This window comes from Streptococcus periodonticum, assembly GCF_003963555.1.
Classification (GTDB): domain Bacteria; phylum Bacillota; class Bacilli; order Lactobacillales; family Streptococcaceae; genus Streptococcus; species Streptococcus anginosus.
On sequence record NZ_CP034543.1, the window covers coordinates 1,116,121 to 1,137,078 of the forward strand.

A 20,958-nucleotide genomic window follows, 5' to 3' on the forward strand; every position below is an offset into this window, starting at 1 on the left:
TTATAGCTTTCAAGGTTAGCCCACTCTTGCAAATACTTTTCAACTTCCATGACAGTTGGTCTAGGCACAAGCATGGTACTTCGAGAAGTCTGTAAAACAGAAAGAGCAGAGTCTGCTAAAGAATCATAGGTATGTCTATCGTCATGACGAATAATAATTTCTTCTGTCTCTAGTTTTTTTTAATTCATCTAAGATATTCAATGTGTGATTTTCCTCTCCGTAGATAGATTCAGCAAGTTCACGTTGTTTCATTGACCTACTTTTCAAGAGCTCAATAATTGTTTCTTTTTATTCCATTGTTATCTTGAACTTCCACACTATTCCTAGTTATAATTTGCTAGACTTATTATATCATACAGTATTAACAAACAGTGTTTTTCATAATCAGCTACTTCATCTTCAAATTTTGGGCTTATTAGAAAAAAGCTGGAACAACACTCTCTTCATTTATAATCTAAATTGATTTGGAATGACAAGTGCACAAAGAGTGATAAGCACTGAAACAATTTCTGCAGCTGGAAAAATCGTGAGCGAAAGAATGATTCCTAAAATTTTAATTGCAATGTCCCACTTCATCCAATGCAAACGACTGATATTCAATTGTTCAATTTCTGCTGTTTGATTGACTTCGACCAATGTGTGATAATACCAAAGGACTGAGAATGAAATCAACAGAACAATGACTCCATAAAATACTCGCATAGTAGCATTGTTAAAATTTGAAGCAACTAATTTTGTCATATAAGGGAAAAATGATGAAAAGAAAAGCATGACTATAGCAGCCCAGACTGTTTTTTGACTAATCTTCTCCACTACCTGCGATGAAGAGTGAAAATTTACCCACATGGCACCGAGCCAGAAAAAGGACAATCCATAGGCAAAAAAATTAGTTCTGAGCTCCCATAGGCCTTGTAAATCAAAGGTTCTCGGCTTTTCCAGTTTCAATACCAAAATGGTCATAATAATAGCAATCACCGCATCAATAAAAGCCCTAAACGCTCTTTATCCATTACTTGACGATTCATTTTTCTCTCCTTTTAAATAGTTCTTTAAAATATGTGACATTATACCACTTTTACAGTTGTAAATCAAAAGCATTAAAAAACGGCTTAAGCCGTTTTTTAGTCCTCAACAATTCAATTTGCAGAGAATTTTATGATAAAATTTCTGCTAAATTTGCAATCATATCTTTTAATTGTTTTTCAAGAATTTCAGGGCTAGCAGTAATGCTCATTAGTAAAGTATTTAAAGATTGCTCAAATTGATTAGGAAGAAGGTTCGCATGCGCTGCTGCATATGATATCATTCTCTTCTCGCCGGGATGGGGCAATTCATTAACTGCAAAAATGATGTCAAAATAGGATTCTAAAAAGGCTGCTACACGATGATTGACACTGACAAAGTCTTTTCGTTTTGCCGCTTTTAAAATCTGCGTATCATAGGATGGCAAATGCCCGGTTAACAGACTGAAATTTCGTGAAATGGTGTTGTCTTTTAATTTTGGAGGAAAAGGAACGTCAAACCGTTTTTTCAATTTTCCGAACTCTCCATTAGCATCATAAAGAATCTTGCAGGTTTTTAAATTGTGCCAAAAGCAAGTGGTGTAGCCATTTCCTGCTTGATATTTTTCGACAACATTTTCAATATCTTGCGCAAAATCACGAATGTCCCGATAAAGAATATCAATATCAATGCCATTATTTAAGGTACAGTCGTCTTCCAATTCCCAAAATTGATTGCTTATTTCCATATAAGAACAATATTGGGTCAAAATCAACTTCCGACTGTCTTCATCTGGAATGCTCGTGCAGTAAATATATAAATCATAGTCCGAAGTCTCATCATAAGTTTCTCCGCTACGAGATCCGCCTAAGGCAATCGCTGTCACTTCTGGTAAATTGGAAAATGCTTTCCAAAGTTGTGTAAAAACTGTCATTTTCTCCTCCGATATAAAACTTTTCCTTATTATACATTATATTACTACAAGAAAAAACTCCTAAACTTCAATTTAGGAGCTTTTCATGTCTTACCGCACTTCTGCACCAATCGTTACTTCAAGAGACTTTTGGATTTTTTCCATATAACGAGCTACTTCCTCATCTTCCAGAGTATCCTCTGGATTTTGGAAAGTTAAGGTGTAAGCCATTGACTTCATACCGAGTCCCAGTTTTTCACCTGAGAAGACGTCAAATAATTTGATATCTGTCAAGCGTTTCACACCAGCAGCCTCAATAGCTTCAACGACTTCTTTGTGACTGATTTCTGCTTTCAGAAGCAGTGCTATATCACGTGTTACAGCTGGGAATTTGGTAATTTCTACAAATGGTTTTGCTGGTTGAATTACTTGTTCAATCGCTGTCAAGTTGATTTCTGCTACATACGTTTCTGGGATATTATAATCCTTAGCAGTTACTGGATGAACTTGACCGACAAAACCAACGACTTGTCCGTCTAGTGAAATAGTCGCTGTACGACCTGGGTGCATACCAGCTAATGCTTGTGTCGCTGTGTACTCTACTTTTAGACCCAGACGGTCAAAAAGTGCTTCCAAAATTCCTTTTGCATAAAAGAAATCAACTGGTACAGCTGGAGTTTGAAAATCCTTTTCAGTAACCAAACCTGTCAAAGCAAAGGCAAAGCTGTTGATTTCAGTTGGCAATTCTTCCTGTGGATTCCCCGTTTGCTCGAAGACTTTTCCGATTTCATACAGAGCCAAGTCCTTATTTTTACGTGCTACATTATAGGCAACAGTATCTAAAATGCCAGCTACCATATTTTGACGAAGAACGCTGCGATCTACTGTCATCGGCCACATCAGCTCTGTCAAGTTACTTGGATTAGTGCTAAATTGCACAGCTTTTTCAGGAGTAGTCAAAGCATAGGTGATAACTTCTGTCAGACCAGCACCTTCTGCAACTGTACGAACTTTGCGACGAAGTTTTTGTGTTTCTGTCAATTGACCAGCTGTTCCGTCACCTTTTGGAAGAGTTGCTGGTAATTTATCATAACCATAGATACGCGCAATTTCCTCATAAAGGTCTGCTTCAATGTGAATGTCCCAACGACGGCGTGGTACGCTGACTGTGAATTTCTCTGCATTGCCAGTAAGACCAAAACCAAGACGGCGAAAAACATCTTCAATATCTGTATAAGTTAATTCCGTCCCAAGTACACGATTGACATCTGATAATGTTGAAGGCACTTCAACATCTGATGTATCTAATTGACCTGCTGAGACGATACCAGCCTGTACCGTTGCACCTGCAAGCTCTGCAATCATGCTAGCCGCAGCATCTAGAGCTTCTATTACTGTTGCTAGGTTAATTCCTTTTTCAAAACGAGAAGAAGATTCTGAACGAAGATTGAGACGTCCGCTCGTCTTACGAATGGAAGTTCCGTCAAAAACTGCTGCTTCAAGCACTACACGGCTTGATTGAGAAGAAATTTCCGTTGTAGCTCCACCCATGACACCAGCAAGAGCGACTGGCTTATCTGCTACCGCAATCACAAGATCGCTCGTTTCTAATTCGCGCTCTTCATCATCAAGAGTTACTAATTTTTCACCCGCACGCGCTTCGCGCACCACAATTTGATTGCACTCAAAAGTATTTAAATCAAAGGCGTGCATTGGTTGTCCAAAGTAAAGTAGAATATAATTTGTCACATCTACTACATTGTTGATAGGACGAATCCCTGCATTCATAAGCAGATTTTGAAGCCATTGCGGACTTGGAGCAATGGTTACATTTTCCAAAATACGTGCTGCATAAAAAGGAGCCTTGTCCGTTTCAATCGCAACAGAAAGTTGTTCTCCAGCTTGCTCTTGTGTTTCCAACAACGGAAAATCTTTAAAATGAACCGACTTGTCGTAGATAGCTGCTACCTCATACGCTACTCCACGCATTGAAAGCGCATCTGCACGGTTCGGCGTGATAGAAAGCTCAATAATTTCATCATCCAAGTCAAGATAAGGAAAAACGGAATCCCCCGGTACAGCTTCTTCTGGCAAAATTTGAATACCGTCAGAAAATTCTTTTGGAACAACCGAGTCCGAAATGCCTAATTCTCCAAGGGAACAAATCATTCCAAGGGATTCTAACCCACGAATTTTTCCTTTTTTAATCTTGTAATTATCCGCAATACGAGCTCCTGGAAGAGCTACCATAACCTTGATTCCCGTTCGTACATTTGGAGCGCCGCAAACGATTTGTCGAAGCGCTTCTTCGCCAACATTCACTTGACAGACATGTAAGTGCGTCTCAGCTACATCTTCACAGCTAATCACTTCACCAACTACAATTTTTGACAATCCCTCAGCAGGAGAACTGACCCCTTCTACTTCAATCCCTGTCGTTGACATTTTTTCAGCTAATTCTTCACTCAGAACAGTTACGTCAACTAGTTCTTTTAACCATTTATAACTTACTAGCATAATTCATCTATATGAGTGCATAGAAATCTTTGAGAACTACTGTTTCTGCTCAAAAATTTTGCCTCATATTATTTCCTTTCTTTTTGAGGCTGGGACAAGTGCCCAAGCCAAATGCTTTTTCGCTTAATTTAATTCTTTCCGAATGAGCCAGTCAATATCAACCGTTTCACCAGTCGCATATTCATGCTCACTAAAACGCTTAAAACTATATTTAAAGTAAAAGTTTTGTGCCTTAAAATTCTTTTCCCAAACACCTAACCAAACCCACGAAAACTTTCGTTTAGTAGCTTCTTGCATGGCAAAATCAAACATTTCCTTGCCAAAACCATGTCCTTGATGAGATTTCAAAACATAAATCCGATGAACCTCAAAAGCATTCTCCATTGAGTGTTCTGCCTCTACGGGCTCAGTCTGTGCTTGCCCCCAGTTAAATTTGAGAAAACCAACAATCTTTTCTTTCTCATCTAGTGCAAAATAAGTCTCCGACTCTACTTGCGCCAAATCCTTCTGAATCTGCTCAAGTGAGAGTTCATGGGTAAAATAATCTTGCATATCTTCCGCTTTGATATAAGGGCCGAAAGTTTCTTGATAGGTTTGCACTTCCAGTTCTCGTAGAACTTCAGCCTGTTCTTCTTTTACTTTTACTAACATAGCATTTATTTAAATTGTTCTGAAAAACGAACATCACCTTGATAGAAGCCACGAATGTCATTGATACCGTAGCGCAGCATAGCCACCCGTTCTTGACCCAGCCCAAAAGCAAAACCAGAATAAACATCAGCATCAATGCCACTCATTTCAAGGACGCGTGGGTGTACCATTCCAGCTCCCATAATTTCAATCCAGCCAGTCTTTTTGCAGACATTGCATCCTTGCCCACCGCATTTAAAGCAAGAAACATCCACCTCAACAGACGGCTCTGTAAATGGGAAATAAGACGGACGCAGACGAATACTGCGGTCTTCTCCAAACATTTTTTGCACAATGAGCTGCAATGTTCCTTGAAGGTCTGCCATAGAAATATTTTTCCCGACAACCAAACCTTCAATTTGATGAAATTGATGAGAATGCGTCGCATCGTCCGTATCCCGTCGGAACACACGCCCTGGCGAGATCATTTTCAGAGGACCTTTAGAAAAATCATGAGCGTCCATAGCACGAGCTTGAACTGGGCTGGTGTGAGTGCGCAGCAAAATTTCTTCTGTAATGTAAAAAGTATCCTGCATGTCACGTGCTGGGTGATCTTTTGGTAAATTCATCCGCTCAAAGTTGTAATAGTCTGTTTCAACTTCAAAACCATCTACGACTTGATAGCCCATACCAATAAAAATATCTTCAATTTCTTCACTTGTTTGGCTAAGAACATGACGATTCCCAGCAAGAATTTTCCGACCCGGAAGCGTTACATCTATTGACTCCTTAGCCAACTGATTGAGAACTTTTTGTTCTTCCAATAATTTTGCAGATTCTTCAAAAGCAGCAGTCAACACATCTCGTGCTTCATTGACATGTTTCCCGATAATCGGTCGCATATCAGCAGAGACATCTTTCATACCTTTTAAAATTTCTGTTAAAGAGCCTTTCTTTCCAAGGACAGAAACACGCAGATTCTGCATTTCTTTTTCATTTTCAGTTGAAATTTTTTTCAGCGACGCCAGAGTTTCTTCTCTAAGCTTATTTAATTGTTCTTCAATGGTTGACATAATTCCTCCAAATATAAAAAACCGCTTGTCAGACTCCATAAGCGGAGCGTTGACACGCGGTACCATCCGTTTTCATCTGGTTTTCCAGACCTTAATTCTAAATCCCTTTGCAAGTGAATTTACCTAGTTTTCATCTAAAGAACTCTCAGTCTCTGGTTCTTCTCCCTGTCAAACTTCCCCTAAGCTACTAGTCTTGCGGATTCTTATTTAATTAGTTGATATTATACCAAATTTTATAGGACTTGTAAATAGACCTTGTTTAAAAATGCAATCACACTCGACACACATTACATGCAGTAGTCAAGTCTATACTAACTCGCTCAAGTATTCATAGCGCTCATATTTCTCCAAAAGTAAATCGTTTTTGCCATCCAACTCTTTTTGGAGTTCAGCGAGCCGACCGAAGTCCGAAGCATATTCCTGCATTTCCCGCTCAATAGCTGCAATGTCCTCCTCAAGCTTCTCTATATCTCCCTCAATAGACTCCCACTCCTGTTTTTCAAAGTAGCTTAAGCGCTTCTTTTCCTCTCGCACTTTAGCTACTTTTTCCTTTTCAAGCTGTTGGGAAATGGCAGAGCTCTCTAGCTCAAACGCCTTTTCATCCAGATAATCAGTATAATTACCGAAATATTCTCTGATAGTTCCCTCTTCAAAAGCTAAAATCTTATCTGCTACTTTATCAAGGAAATACCGATCGTGACTAACAGTCATAACTGGGCCGGCAAAGCTTTGCAAAAAGTTTTCCAGCACCGTTAATGTCACGATATCTAAGTCATTAGTTGGCTCATCCAACAGCAAAACATTCGGCTTTTCCAACAATAACTTGAGAAGATAGAGCCGCTTTTTCTCTCCTCCGGATAATTTTTCAATCAAAGTACCATGAGTGGAGCGAGGAAAGAGAAATTGTTCCAAGAGTTCGGCAATTGATGTCGTCCCCACAGATGTCTTAACTTCTTCTGCGACTTCCTGCAAGAAATTGATAACGCGTTTGGACTCGTCCAAACCTTCAATTTGCTGTGAGAAATAAGCCACACGAACCGTCTCACCAATGGTCAGTTGACCAGATTGAGGTGCTAATTTCCCAGCAATTAGATTGAGCAAGGTGGATTTTCCAACACCATTATCCCCCACAATCCCAATCCGATCTTTATTTTGAACTAACAAATTGAAATGAGAAAGAATCTTCTTGTCACCATAAGCAAAGCCCACATCTTTAAGTTCAATCACTTTCTTCCCAATACGACTGGTCTCGAAATTCATTTCTAAGTCTTTCTGAGTCGCTTGATCAGACAAATCCTTTTTCAAATCCTGAAAACGATTGATACGTGCTTGCTGCTTGGTTGCTCTGGCCTGTGGCTGGCGGCGCATCCAAGACAATTCCTGCTTATAAAGTTGCTGCTTTTTATGGAGAAGGGCAGCATCTCGCTCGTCTTGTTCTGCCTTCAAACGGACATAATCCTGATAATTCCCTTGATATTCAACTAAACTACCACTGTCTAACTCAAAAATTCGAGTTGAAACATAATCCAAAAAATAACGATCATGGGTAATGAAGAGAACCGTTTTTTTGGAATTCTTCAAAAAATTCGTCAGCCATTCGATGCTATCAATATCCAAATGGTTGGTCGGCTCATCAAGGAGCAATAAGTCATCGTCTCCTAACAAGACTTGTGCCAATTGCACGCGGCGTCGCAAACCACCTGACAGGTCGCCGACCTTAGCAGATAAGTCGGTCAAACCCAGCTTAGACAAAACGGTCTTAACTTGACTTTCAATTTCCCATGCTTGAAGAGCATCCATTTCAGCCATAATCTTCTCTAAACGAGATTGATTGCTTTCATCATAGTTAGACAGCAATAACTCATACTCACGAATGAGCTGCATTTCTCGCAGATTGCTTGATAAAACCGTATCTAGTACCGTTTTGTCGTCATCAAAGTGCGGTTCTTGGGTTAAGTAGCCAATCTTATAGCCCGATTTAGCTGAAAAAGGATTAACGTCCCCATCAAATCCAGATTTTCCAGACAGAACGTTCAAAAGGGTCGTTTTTCCAGTTCCATTAACCCCAATCAAGCCAATCCGATCCAAACCATGAATAATAAAGGAAATATTTTTAAAAACAGTCTTATCTCCCACCGTTTTAGTCAACTTTTCAACAATAAAGTCACTCATCTTCTCTCCTCTACAAAAGCTAAAATAGCCTCCAGACGGTTGTCCAAGGTACCATTCACAATAGCTGTCTCAATCTCAGTCAAGAGCTGTCCTAAAGCAGGACTCGGCTTAAAGCCAAATTCTTTGATTAACAGACCACCATTGACGACAATTTCATGTTTATCATGAATCGTTAGTGAATCATAAGTAGAATGAATCTTTTCAAAATCAACAGCTAATCCCTGTGCTTGACGAATTTCTTCTGCTTGTATCATTAGGTCCAGTTCAAAACGATAGCATTCTTCCTTATCCAGAAAATGCCTTTGGCGAATATTATAAATCGTGACAATTTGCTCTACGCGCTTTTGAAATTCATTTGAAGTTTTCCAATGCTTGAGGAATTTTTTAACATTTTTTACTTGAAGAGTCATTAAAAGAGTAGCCCAAGCTTGCTCTGAACTCGTAAATTGAAAATCTGCTTTAACATCAAACATCTTTTCCAACTGAGATTGGCTGCTGCGCATGTCAGGCAAATAGTCTGTTGCACCACTGGCAAGCAGACTTTTCAATCCTTTACGCCAATAAGACGCTGTCAGTAGTTTGTCAAATTCAATGAAAGTCCGCTCTACAGAAATTTTTTCTAATAGTGGTGCACACAGTTTCATAGCCTGAAATGTATCTGTGTCCAAATCAAACCCTAAAGCTGCCTGAAAACGAAATCCTCGCATAATGCGTAAAGCGTCTTCGTTGAAACGTTCCGAAGGTATTCCTACAGCACGTAAAATCTGATTTTCTAAATCAGCTAACCCTTCAAATAAATCAATCACATTCCTTGCTTCATCCAAAGCCAAAGCATTGATCGTGAAATCGCGCCGTTTTAAATCTTCTTTTAGAGAACGAACAAACGTGACATGGCTAGGTCTGCGATAGTCTACATAGATATCCTCTGTCCGAAAAGTCGTCACTTCATATTCATGATTGTCCTCTAAGACTAAAACTGTCCCATGCTCAATTCCGACATCAATCGTTCGCTCAAAAATACGTTTGGTTTCTTCTGGATAACTGGAACTTGCAATATCCACATCATGAATCGGTCGATTCAATAAAGCATCGCGAACTGAACCGCCAACAAAATACGCCTCAAAACCGGCATTCTTAATCTTCTTTAATACTGGTAAAGCCTCCTGAAATTCAGAAGGCAGATTTTCTAATCTCATAATAAATATTCCAATCCGTAGACAAGCTCTTTTTTCTTGACCACTTCCTTAATACCTAAATTCACCCCCGTCATGAAAGACTTACGATCGTACGAATCATGACGAAGTGTCAGTCCTTCACCTTGACCGCCAAAGATGACTTCTTGATGCGCCACCAAGCCTGGTAAACGAACCGAATGAATACGCATGCCGTCTATTTCTGCACCACGCGCTCCTTGTAATAACTCTTTTTCGTCCATTGCACCTTGATGCTTCTTGGGGCGAACCTTGCTGATCAATTCAGCTGTTTTAATCGCTGTGCCACTCGGCGCATCCTTTTTCTGATCATGATGTAATTCAATGATTTCCACATCTGGAAAATATTTAGCTGCTTGCGTTGCAAATTGCATCAAAAGAACCGCTCCTACAGCAAAATTAGGAGCAATCAAGCCTCCTAGCTCTTTTTGCCGAGAAAACTCAACTAACTCTTTGATTTCATCCGATGTAAATCCAGTCGTTCCAACCACAGGCGCAAAGCCATGCTCTAATGCAAAACGAGTATTTTCATACGCCACTTTAGGAATTGTAAAATCAACCCATACATCCGCTTCTATGCCACTCAAATCTTCTTTCTGATTAAAAACGGGAACACCAGCTACTTCTTTTTCTGGAGTAAGTGGGTCAAGCAATCCAACGAGCTCTAATGCAGGATCTTCTGTCACCATGTTATAAGCAGCTTGTCCCATTTTTCCTTTGAAACCAGCAATAATGACCTTTATACTCATGGAATTCTCCTTAAATAATCGGAATATAGGCTAAGGCAATACTTCCAGCACCCAAGTGAGTTCCAATCACACTACCAAATGTCGCAATCGGAACCTCTCCGGAAACACCATCTTCTAACAATAATTGATGTAAATGTTCTGCTTTTTCCAGTGCATTTCCATGAATAATCATCACTTGGTAATTTCCTTGTGCAGTTTGCTCTTTGACAATCTCAATCAGGCGTTTCGTAGCTTTTTTCTCGGTACGAATCTTTTCATAAACCTCAATGACGCCCTCGTCATTAAAGTAAAGAATCGGTTTGATACTGAGCAAGTTTCCCAGAATTGCAGCGCCATTCGACAAACGACCGCCTTTCACCAAATGATTTAAGTCATCTACCATGATAAAAGCGCCAATTCCCTTGATTTGAACATCAAGATTGCTCAGAATTTGCTCAAACGCTAACCCTTGCTCAGCCCAGTTCAAAATATGCTCCACCATCATTCCAAGCGGCGCACTTGTGATTTTTGAATCTGGAAAAGCAATTCCTAAACTTGGAAATTCATCTTTCAAATACTGGATATTTTGATAAAAGCCAGAAATGCCACTCGATAAAAACAGACCAATGACATGAGTATAACCTTGCCCTTCTACTAAAGACAGAGTGTTCACTAAGCTGGCGATACTCGGTTGGCTAGTCTTTGGCAATTCACTAGAGGCTGCCATCTTTTCATAAAATTCGCTAGCAGAAAGATTCTTTCCTTCGATGTACTCAACCCCGTCAATACTAACGGGAATATCTAAGATAAATAAATGCTCATTTTCGATGACTTTGCTATCCAAATATGCTGACGAATCAGTAATTACGGCTAATTTCATGCATTAAAACTCCAAATTGATACCTGGTAAATCCAAGGCGATTTCTGTTACTTCATAGGTCAAACGATTTAATATGGACAAACTTGGACGAGCAAGTTGTTCTACTTCGTCCTGCTCAAATTCACTTGGCTCATTGACAATTTGTCCCATGATATGGTTGACTTGTGAGATTGTTCCACTAATTACAAAAGCATCAAAGACAATCATAAAGCTCACAATTACAACGATAGAAGTTACTTGTCCTTCTTGATCTTGATTTAACAATTGAAAATTGACATCCACTTTTGTTTCTGGGGTTCCGTTTTCTTTTTCCCACTCTAAATTACGTGCGTCATAGTGATATTGACTGACAAATTCTTTTTCGCGTTGTAATTCCATTTCATTTCTCCTCAAAATATGCGTTATTAAAATTATAACATATTTTCCAGCGCCTGACTATTTTAATCAGTATGAAAATCATCTCCTTTCAATGTTTCTTTTAGATTAAAAAAGGAGCTAGAGAATTTTTCTCCAACTCCTAGAACGATGAAACTCATCATTATTTATTCAATGGTTTGCGAAGCGCTCCGAATAACACACCACTTACAATTGCGCCAATCAAGATGAAGATGATATAGAGAAGGGCATTTGAAGTAAGTGCAATAACGAAGATACCTCCGTGCGGTGCCATGAGTTTAATACCAGCCATGCCGACAAGTGCGCCTGCTAAAGCTGAACCAACCATAAAGCTTGGAATGGCACGGGCAGGGTCAGCAGCACCAAATGGAATAGCACCTTCAGTGATGAAGGATAGTCCCATAACAATGTTTGTCAAGCCTGAATTGCGTTCTTCTTCTGTGAATTTATCTTTGAATAGAAGGGTTGCGACAAAAACTGCAAGAGGTGGAACCATACCACCAGCCATAACCGCTGCCATTACAACTGAACCACCTGTTGAAACAGTTGCTGCAAGAGTTCCTGTACCAAAGATATAAGCCGCTTTGTTGAAGGGACCGCCCATATCAATAGCCATCATACCACCTACAACGAGTCCAAGGAGGACAGCTGAACTACCAGATAAGCCTTCTAGGAAACTATTCAAGCCAGTATTGATAGCTGCCATTGGAATATTCACCAACAACATCAAGAAGCCAGTTAGCAAGGTTCCCAACAGTGGATAAAGTAGAATGGACTTGATACCCTCAAGCGACTTTGGAAGACCACTCAAGGCTTTTTTAAGGAAGTTTACAACGTAACCTGCAAGGAAACCACCCACTAGGGCTCCAAGGAAACCAGAAGGTACACCAGCAAGTGCAAGAGTCGCTTTCCCACCTTCTGCAAATGGAATTTTACCAAAAGCAAGACCTGCGGAAGCCATACTACCTGCTACAAAACCTGGCGCTAAACCTGGTTTTTCAGCAATAGAATAAGCGATATAACCAGCAAGTACAGGAAGCATAAAGCCAAAGGCCAAGCCACCAATATTCTTAAACATAGCTGCCAACTCATGATAAGTACCGAGATTTGCCAATTGATCTTTTGGTACTCCCATTGCTTGGTCAATCAAGAATGCCACTGCAATCATGATACCACCGCCGATAACGAATGGAAGCATTTGGCTAACACCACTCATCAAGTGTTTGTAGAATCCACCTACTGCATTTGTTGAAGAGGAGGCAGCTTTTTTATTGGCTGCATGATATACTTCTGCTTTTCCTGACAATGCCAAGTTAATCAACTCTTCTGTCTTACGAATACCGTCAGCAACTGGGCGGTTAATCAATGGCTTGCCGTCAAATCGATCCATTTCCACAGCTTTATCAGCCGCAATAATAACCGTTTTTGCTTTTTGAATATCTTCTGCGGTCAGTTTGTTTCCGATACCACTAGCACCGTTGGTTTCAACCTTGATGCCAACACCCATTTCAGCAGCTACCTTTTGAAGAGCTTCTTGCGCCATATAAGTATGTGCAATTCCCGTTGTACATGCTGTTACCGCAACAAGGAAATCACCATCTTTGGTTGCCGGTACTACCGTTGTAGGTTCTGCTGCTTTTTCAGATGCTTGGTCAAATAATGCAATCACTTCATCTGGTGAAGTTACTTGACGAAGTTTGTCTGCAAATCCATCTTTCATCAGGTACTGTGACAATTCTGCAAGTGCAGCCAAGTGAGTATCGTTCGCTCCTTCTGGTGCAGCAATCATGAAGAACAAATCTGTCGGTTGCCCGTCTAAACTTTCATAATCCACACCTTTGTTTGATTTTGCAAAAAGAACGGTTGCTTCTTTGACTGCCGCATTTTTACTGTGTGGCATGGCAATCCCGTCGCCCAAGCCTGTTGAGGTTAAAGCTTCACGAGCCAAGATTCCTTCTTTGAATGTTTCAAAATCTGTCACATAACCGTGGTCAACTAAACTGCGAATCATTTCATCAATAGCAGCTGTTTTTTCAGTTGCTTGTAAATCAAGCAACATCACATCTTTTCTCAGTAAATCCTGAATTTTCATATTTTTTCTACCTCTACTTTTTCATATGTTTCGTTAATAAAAGCGGCTGTTGCCAAATCATCAGAGAAAGTCGTTGCCGTTCCGCAAGCCACTCCCCATTTGAAGGCTTCAACAGCATTTCCTGAACGAACAAATTCGCCAGTAAAGCCTGCAACCATTGAGTCACCAGCTCCGACAGAATTTTTTACGATTCCCTTGATTGGCTTTGCAAAATATGCTCCGTCCTTTGTTACCAAAAGCGCTCCATCACCTGCCATAGAAATAATGACATGTTGGGCTCCCTTGGCTAGAATTTCACGAGCATATTTCTCAATCTCATCCAGCTTTTCCAGCTTCACTCCGAAAATATCACCAAGTTCATGGTTATTCGGCTTAACCAATAATGGCTGAAATTCCAGTGAATCAATAAGTGTTTGTCCTTCGAAATCGCAAACGACCTGTGCGCCAGTTTGTCTCGTCAGGCTAATTAACTCTTTGTAGACGACATTTCCTAAATTTTTATTGCTTGACCCTGCAAAGACAACTGTATCTTTCTCTGACAGCCCTGAAAGAATATCTTTTAATGCTGCCAATTGCTCTGGTGAGACGGTCGGACCCGTTCCATTGATTTCTGTCTCAGCATCTGCTTTAATCTTGACGTTGATACGCGTATCCTCTGACACTTGGACAAACTTGGTCGCAATCGCTTCATTTTCCAAGGTATCAGTAATAAATTTTCCAGTAAAACCACCTATAAAGCCAGTCGCTGTGTTATCAATTCCCAAACGTTTGAGCACACGACTGACATTGATACCTTTACCACCAGCAAATTTATCATCGCTCTCCATACGATTCACGCTTCCAACATTGACCTTATCCAAACGGACAATATAGTCAATAGAAGGATTAAGCGTAACAGTATAAATCATACTTCAATAACCTCCGTTTTTTCTTTTATCTTCTCCAATTGCTCATTGGCGCATGCACTCGTAATAATGCTTGCGCGTTTGATAGGTGCGACTTTCACGAAAGAGGTCTGACCGATTTTTGAGGCGTCAGCTAAGACATAAGTCTGCTTGGCGTTTTCAAGAATCGCTCGCTTGACTGCTCCTTCGTCCATATCAGGCGTTGTATAGAAATTTTCATCAATTCCATTCATACCAATAAAAGCTTTATTGAAATTCAACTGACCGATTTGGTTCAAAGCAACACCACCGATACTAGCATCTGTTGAGCTTTTGACAACTCCTCCGATAATAACCGTTGGAATGTTTTTCTCAACTAACTTTGTAGCATGGTGAATGGAGTTGGTTACAACCGTCATATGTTTGCTTGAAAGCTCATTGATTAACAATTCATTTGTCGTTCCAGCATCAATAAAAATAACATCCTGTTCTTGTATCAATTCCGCCGCTTTTTGAGCAATTCGCAATTTATCTTGAACGTTTTTGATAGATTTTTCTTGATTGCTTTCTTCCTCTTGAAGGAAATGAATGCTTTCTGCTCCACCGTGAATCCGGCGCAGCTTTCTTTCATCTTCCAATTCATCTAAATCCCTACGCACTGTTGATTCAGACGTATTTAACAAACGAACTAAGCTATCCAGAGAAACAACTTGATGATGATTGATTTCCTCTAAAATTACCTGTTTGCGTTCTGATTTTAAGATAGACCTCACCTCTTCCTGCAATCGTTTACAGATTTATTATACACCAATTCATTTCAAAGTCAAGCATTTTCTTTCAAAAACTATCATTCTTTTAATAAAACAGCAAAATGCAATAAGAAAAGGCTGAAATTCGCATTCAACCTTTTCTTTTCTATACTGTTATACTGTAGCTTTGATTGCTGCTTCAACAGCTGCTTTTTCTTTGTCAATCAAATCAATACGAGCGGAAATTTCTTTGATTCCCATGCTGATGTTACGGCTAATTGCCAAATCAGATAATTGTGGTTCAAAGAAGGCTTTGTATTCTGCTAAACGTTCATACGTCTTAAAGGTACTTGCTGGATAAATGACAAATTTGTCAAAACTCATATCTCCACCAAGAGCTGCCTTAATCCAATCCCAATTGTCACGCGCCCAGGTCCAGACAGTTCCTTGTGTGAAATCATGTTGTAAGAAAGTAAAATACCAACTCATTGCTAAATCCTGTGGTTTCACAACATCTTTATTTTTCCATTCTTCTAAAAGATGCGCTAGAGTTGCTTCATTCTTCGTATAAGATAGAGCCGAAGCCAATTGACGTTGGAAGTTGCCATCAACCGTTGCAATGTAGGTTGCTAGATATTGATCGGTCAATTCCTTTGTCTCATGGTGTTTGATTTGGTTAATCAAAATTTGCAAGCGAGTGGCTGCAGGAAGTTTTTCCATGTTTTCTTGGTAGGTTTCAAAGATTTGGCTCGCTTTTTGGCTCGCTTGTTCATCATCAGCTGCAATCATATTTGCCACAACGATTTGACGTACCAATTCATCTTCATCTGTTTCACCGTCTTTCGCTTCAAAGCCAAGTCGGTCAAAGTTATCTTCATTCAGCTTAACGAGTAATTTTTTAAAGGCTGCCTCTGTTTCTGTCCCTTCGTCCACAAAAGTCTTCAAACCATTTAGAACAGCCTTCACAGCAGATACTACAAGATAAGATGTTTCATTGGTTAACTTTTCAACCACTGGAATCAAATCTGCAAATGAAACAAAACCAGCTTCCGCCAACAGACGACGTTCTTGTACTACTTGCAACTTACTTGTATTATCCAAGTCCGTAATAGTTGCTAAAATATTATCCAACAATTCCCCTTGATAATCAGTAATGTAATGCGCCGTATTTTCTGTATTGAAACGAAGTGCTCCTTCATTTTGCGCTGCCAGAGCTGCATAATTTGGAATTTCAAGCGTTTCGGTTTCTAAAGTATCTGGAATACCAGTCCAATTACTATTCAATGGTACAACCCATAGACGGCCTTTTTCTTCTTTTTCTCCAATAAAGAATTGTTTTTGAGAAATTTTGAGAGTATCATTTTCCACAACCGCTGTTAAAACTGGATAACCTGGTTGTTCTAACCACGAATCCATAAAGGCTGCCACATCACGTCCTGAAGCTGCACCGAGAGCATTCCACAAGTCACGACCAATCGTATTACTGTATTGGTGTTTAGCAAAATAAGCATTCAAACCTTTTGCAAAGGCTTCATCTCCTAGCCAACGACGAAGCATGTGCATAAGACGACTTCCTTTGGCATAGACAATTGCTGGGTCAAACAAGGTATTGATTTCATCTGGGTGTTTTACTTCCACATGGACAGATTGAACACCGTCAGTCGCATCCCGTTTTAGAGCCAGAGGGACACCACCTGTTTGGAAATCCTCAAAAATGTTCCATGTTGGCTCAATGGCATTCACACAGACATATTCCATCATATTGGCAAAACTTTCATTGAGCCAAAGGTCATCCCACCACTTCATTGTAACCAAGTTACCAAACCATTGGTGCGCCAATTCGTGAGCAATCACAAGAGCTACTTGCTGACGGCTTGTAACAGTTGAATTTTCATCTACTAAAAGATAAACTTCACGATAAGTGACCAAGCCCCAATTTTCCATAGCTCCTGCAGAAAAGTCTGGCAAAGCTACATGCAGAGATTGAGGAATCGGATATTTTACTCCGTAGTATTCTTCATAAAAATCAATAGAGCGAACTGCAATATCTAAAGCAAATTCCAAATTTGAAGCAGGGTGAGCTTTGGTAGAGTACACGCCGACCAAGGTACCATTCTTCGTTTTTGCTGTAACACCCTGTAAATCACCAGCCGCGAACGCCAAAAGATAAGACGACATGCGAGGAGTCGTTGCAAACTTCCAGATGCCAGTTGCTTTTCGATTTTCTACATCAACTTCTGGCATGTTTGAAAGTGCGATTTCTCCTGCTTCTTGGTCAAATTTCAAAGAAAGGTCAAATGTAGCTTTTGCTTCTGGCTCATCTACACTTGGAAAGGCTTCACGTGCAAAATGACTTTCAAATTGAGTAGAAAGAACTTCTTTTTTGACTCCATCAACAGTATAGTAAGAAGGATAAATCCCCGTCATATTATCTGTAATTTTACCTGTATAAGTCAGCGTTACTTCAACAACCCCTGCTTGACCAAGCTCAACGTAAACTGCTTCATTTTCATTATCTACAGAGAAAGGACGAGCTTCGCCAGCTACCTCAACGGACTGGATTGTCAAATCCTTCTGATGAAGAGAAATTTTTTCACCTTTTGCTTCTCCGCTAATGCTGACCTTACCTGTGAACGTTTTTTGCTCCCGATTCAAATCTAAAAAAATATCATAATGTTCTGGAACAAATGTTTCAATAAAATGTGCAACTGCTTGCATGTATGTCTCCTTAATAATATAATCTGTAACTATTGTAACATAATTCACGTGTCCTAACACAATTTCTCTATCGTTTTCCTCATTTTGTGATAAAATAGAAATACGTTACTATTTTAAGGAGAAATCATGTCTGAAATTTTTGATATTACGATTGTTGGCGGGGGGCCTGTGGGTCTTTTTGCTGCTTTTTATGCTCACATGCGTCAAGCAAAAGTGAATTTGATTGATTCGCTACCTCAGCTCGGTGGACAGCCAGCTATTCTCTATCCTGAAAAGAAAATTCTGGATGTTCCTGGTTTTACCAATCTAACAGGTGAAGAATTGATTAAGCGTTTGATTGATCAAGTAAAAACATTTGAAACAAGCATACATCTCAATGAGACTGTATTAGATATTGAAAAAAATGATGAATTATTTACCTTAACAACTAGCAATGGGAAGCACATTTCAAGAGCCATTTTGATTGCTATGGGAGGTGGTGCTTTTAAACCACGCTCACTTGATTTGGACAATGTAGACCAATTTGAAAACATTCACTATCACGTGTCAAATATCAATCAATACGCTGGACAAAATATTGTTGTTCTAGGAGGTGGTGATTCTGCAGTGGATTGGGCACTTGCTTTTGATAAAATCGCTCCGACACATATCATCCATCGTCGAGACACTTTCCGTGCTTTAGAACACAGTGTCAATGAACTAAAAGCTTCTACTGTCACGATTAAAACACCATTTATCCCAAGTCAACTTATAGGTGAAGGAAACAAACTCACTCATCTTAAAATCACTAAAGTGAAAAGCGATGAAATGGAGCTCTTGCCGCTTGATCAGCTTTTTGTCAATTATGGCTTTAAATCATCTGTCGGGAATTTGAAAAAATGGGGAATAGAACTCAATCGCCACAAGATTATCGTCAATAGCAAACAAGAAACTTCTGTCGCAGGTATCTATGCTGCTGGCGATTGCTGTAGCTATGACGGAAAGATTGATTTGATAGCCACAGGACTAGGCGAAGCTCCTACAGCTATCAACAATGCTATGAACTATATCTATCCCGACCAAAAAATACAGCCAAAACATTCGACTAGTCTTTAAAAAGCAAAAAGAAGCTGGGGCAAAAGTCCGACCTCAAATATAAAAAGCGAACAAAACTAGTTTTCTGGTAATCAGAATTCTGCTTTGTTCGCTTTTCGCATTTAATTATAGATTTGAAGGGCTTAATAATTAAGATTTTTAAAAATTGAAATCTTTTTGTCCCAAACTCTTTTATATGTGCTTATTTCACACTATCCATTTTTTCTCGGCAAGCCTTTTCGATGAGGTCAAGTTTTTCAACACTTTCCTTTTCATCTTTACCAATTGAATAGATGTATAGTTTGATTTTAGGTTCGGTCCCTGACGGTCTGAGTGCATACCATGAACCATCTTTAAAGTAATATTTCAAACAGTTTTGTTTTGGAAAATCAAGGTAGCCATCTTTAAAGTCAATCACTTTTTCAAGTTCCATTGCTCCAATTGTTGTCAAAGGATGTTCTCTAAATTCTTCCATCATGCGACCAATTCGCTCCTGACCTTCTACACCTTCTAACTCAAGCGAAACTTGTCTTTCATTATAGAAACCAAATTCTGCATAGATATCATTTAAAACATCTAACAAAGTCTTACCCTGTTTCTTAAAGTAAGCAGCCATCTCCACGATCATCATAGAAGCACTGACAGCATCTTTGTCTCTGACAAAAGTTCCATAACAGAAACCGATACTTTCTTCGTAACCGAACACATACGTTTTTTCTTTAGTACGATCATATTCGTTGGCTTTGCCACAAATATTTTTAAATCCAGTCAGGGTTTCTACTGTTTCAATACCATATTTCTTCGCAATCGCTCTAGATAAATCACCTGTAACAATAGATTTCACCATGACAGGATTTTCAGGTAAATTATTGAGAGCAGAACGTTGTGAGAAAATATAATAAGAAAGCAAAGCACCGATCTTATTTCCGTTTAAAAAGACATAATCACCGTTTGCATTTCTTACTTCCAGCGCAACACGATCGCAGTCTGGGTCATTAGCAATCAAAATATCACAATCATTTTCTTTTCCAAGTTTTTCAGAATAGGCAAATGCTTTTGGAAATTCTGGATTGGGATAACCAACAGTTGTAAAATCTGGATCAGGAAATTCTTGTTCCTTTACGACATAGATATTTTCAAATCCTCTTCTTTTCAGAATTTCTCTGACAGGAATGTTTCCTGTACCATTCAAAGGCGTATAGCCAACTTTGATAGATTTATCAACATCTTCATTGATTGTTAGATTGAGAACTTCTTGGTAGTAATCTTCTTCAACAGATGCATCAATATAATTTGCAAGACCGCTTTCCAAGGCTTCTTCAAAAGGAATGGACTTAATGTCTTCAAAATTCACAATTTCATCCATATGACCTGCAATTTGTCCTGCAATATCATCTAAAATCTGTGAACCTTCTTCCCAATACGCTTTATAGCCATTGTATTCTTGTGGATTATGGCTAGCTGTCACCATGACTCCTGCTTTACAGTGCAATTTTCTAATTGCATACGAGCACATTGGCGTAGGATGAATCCCATTGTAAATATAGGTTTTGATTCCGTGAGCAGCCATGATAGAGCAGGTCAACTCAGCAAATTCTTTTGATTTATATCTGACATCATAGCTGATTGCAACACCTCTTTTAATCGCTTCTTCACCATGGTCTTTCAAGGTTTCAGCCAATGCCTGGGCTGCTTTTCCTACCATGTATTTATTCATACGGTTGGTACCAGCACCCAATTTCCCACGAAGACCAGCGGTCCCAAATTCAAGACCTTTGTAGAATCGATCTTCGATCTCAGCTTCATCATCCTGAATAGACAGCAAATCAGCTTTTGTTTCTTCATCGAAGAAATCATTGTTTAGCCATTGTTTATAAACTTCTTTGTAGTTCATATAACGACTCCTTTTAATATATTAT

The 20,958-nt window shown here is 39.4% G+C and carries 15 protein-coding genes and 1 pseudogene; 1 reads left to right on the forward strand and 15 read right to left on the reverse strand.

Features of this window, described 5'->3' with window-relative positions; genetic code table 11:
• Positions 1 to 447: 447 nt before the first annotated feature.
• The 14 genes and pseudogenes from EHW89_RS05470 to EHW89_RS05535 form a co-directional block, all read right to left on the reverse strand.
• A pseudogene (locus EHW89_RS05470) lies at positions 448 to 1,010 on the reverse strand (TMEM175 family protein).
• A 143-nt stretch (positions 1,011 to 1,153) separates the two neighbouring features.
• Positions 1,154 to 1,936 carry a nucleotidyltransferase domain-containing protein gene (locus tag EHW89_RS05475; protein WP_126467156.1) on the reverse strand — a complete coding sequence of 261 codons (783 nt, stop codon included), beginning with the start codon at positions 1,934 to 1,936 and terminating at the stop codon, positions 1,154 to 1,156.
• Positions 1,937 to 2,026: 90 nt separating this feature from the next.
• The gene (gene pheT / locus EHW89_RS05480; protein WP_126467158.1) at positions 2,027 to 4,432 is read right to left on the reverse strand and encodes a phenylalanine--tRNA ligase subunit beta; all 2,406 of its coding nucleotides are present in this window, start codon (positions 4,430 to 4,432) and stop codon (positions 2,027 to 2,029) included.
• A gap of 123 nt (positions 4,433 to 4,555) precedes the next feature.
• Positions 4,556 to 5,083, reverse strand: a complete 528-nt coding sequence (locus EHW89_RS05485) for a GNAT family N-acetyltransferase (RefSeq protein WP_126467160.1) — start codon at positions 5,081 to 5,083, stop codon at positions 4,556 to 4,558.
• 5 nt (positions 5,084 to 5,088) lie between these two features.
• Complete coding sequence (gene pheS / locus EHW89_RS05490; protein WP_049517549.1) at positions 5,089 to 6,135, reverse strand: phenylalanine--tRNA ligase subunit alpha; 1,047 nt, start codon at positions 6,133 to 6,135, stop codon at positions 5,089 to 5,091.
• A 306-nt stretch (positions 6,136 to 6,441) separates the two neighbouring features.
• Positions 6,442 to 8,307: an ABC-F family ATP-binding cassette domain-containing protein gene (locus tag EHW89_RS05495; RefSeq protein ID WP_126467162.1), complete on the reverse strand. Its 1,866-nt coding sequence runs from the start codon at positions 8,305 to 8,307 to the stop codon at positions 6,442 to 6,444.
• Positions 8,304 to 9,503, reverse strand: a complete 1,200-nt coding sequence (locus EHW89_RS05500) for a CCA tRNA nucleotidyltransferase (protein WP_126467164.1) — start codon at positions 9,501 to 9,503, stop codon at positions 8,304 to 8,306. The genes EHW89_RS05495 and EHW89_RS05500 overlap by 4 nt, the downstream gene beginning before the upstream one ends.
• Positions 9,500 to 10,267, reverse strand: a complete 768-nt coding sequence (gene dapB / locus EHW89_RS05505) for a 4-hydroxy-tetrahydrodipicolinate reductase (RefSeq protein WP_022526201.1) — start codon at positions 10,265 to 10,267, stop codon at positions 9,500 to 9,502. Before dapB ends, EHW89_RS05500 begins: the two co-directional genes overlap by 4 nt.
• Positions 10,268 to 10,277: 10 nt before the next feature.
• Positions 10,278 to 11,126, reverse strand: a complete 849-nt coding sequence (locus EHW89_RS05510) for a DegV family protein (RefSeq protein ID WP_049507965.1) — start codon at positions 11,124 to 11,126, stop codon at positions 10,278 to 10,280.
• A 3-nt stretch (positions 11,127 to 11,129) separates the two neighbouring features.
• Complete coding sequence (locus tag EHW89_RS05515; protein ID WP_003037894.1) at positions 11,130 to 11,504, reverse strand: DUF1149 family protein; 375 nt, start codon at positions 11,502 to 11,504, stop codon at positions 11,130 to 11,132.
• 160 nt (positions 11,505 to 11,664) lie between these two features.
• The gene (locus EHW89_RS05520) at positions 11,665 to 13,614 is read right to left on the reverse strand and encodes a PTS fructose transporter subunit IIABC (RefSeq protein ID WP_126467166.1); all 1,950 of its coding nucleotides are present in this window, start codon (positions 13,612 to 13,614) and stop codon (positions 11,665 to 11,667) included.
• Positions 13,611 to 14,522, reverse strand: a complete 912-nt coding sequence (pfkB, locus tag EHW89_RS05525) for a 1-phosphofructokinase (RefSeq protein WP_003043007.1) — start codon at positions 14,520 to 14,522, stop codon at positions 13,611 to 13,613. The genes EHW89_RS05520 and pfkB overlap by 4 nt, the downstream gene beginning before the upstream one ends.
• Entirely contained in the window at positions 14,519 to 15,262 is a 744-nt protein-coding gene (locus tag EHW89_RS05530) for a DeoR/GlpR family DNA-binding transcription regulator (RefSeq protein ID WP_049517618.1), read from the reverse strand. The genes pfkB and EHW89_RS05530 overlap by 4 nt, the downstream gene beginning before the upstream one ends.
• Positions 15,263 to 15,421: 159 nt before the next feature.
• Complete coding sequence (locus EHW89_RS05535; RefSeq protein WP_126467168.1) at positions 15,422 to 17,965, reverse strand: M1 family metallopeptidase; 2,544 nt, start codon at positions 17,963 to 17,965, stop codon at positions 15,422 to 15,424.
• A gap of 126 nt (positions 17,966 to 18,091) precedes the next feature.
• Here EHW89_RS05535 and EHW89_RS05540 point away from each other — a divergent pair, with 126 nt between their 5' ends.
• Positions 18,092 to 19,060, forward strand: a complete 969-nt coding sequence (locus tag EHW89_RS05540; protein ID WP_126467170.1) for an NAD(P)/FAD-dependent oxidoreductase — start codon at positions 18,092 to 18,094, stop codon at positions 19,058 to 19,060.
• Positions 19,061 to 19,241: 181 nt separating this feature from the next.
• Here the strand turns inward: EHW89_RS05540 and EHW89_RS05545 are convergent, their stop codons facing one another.
• Positions 19,242 to 20,933 (reverse strand): phospho-sugar mutase, encoded by a 1,692-nt coding sequence (locus tag EHW89_RS05545; protein WP_022526208.1) that lies wholly within the window; start codon positions 20,931 to 20,933, stop codon positions 19,242 to 19,244.
• Positions 20,934 to 20,958: the final 25 nt, after the last annotated feature.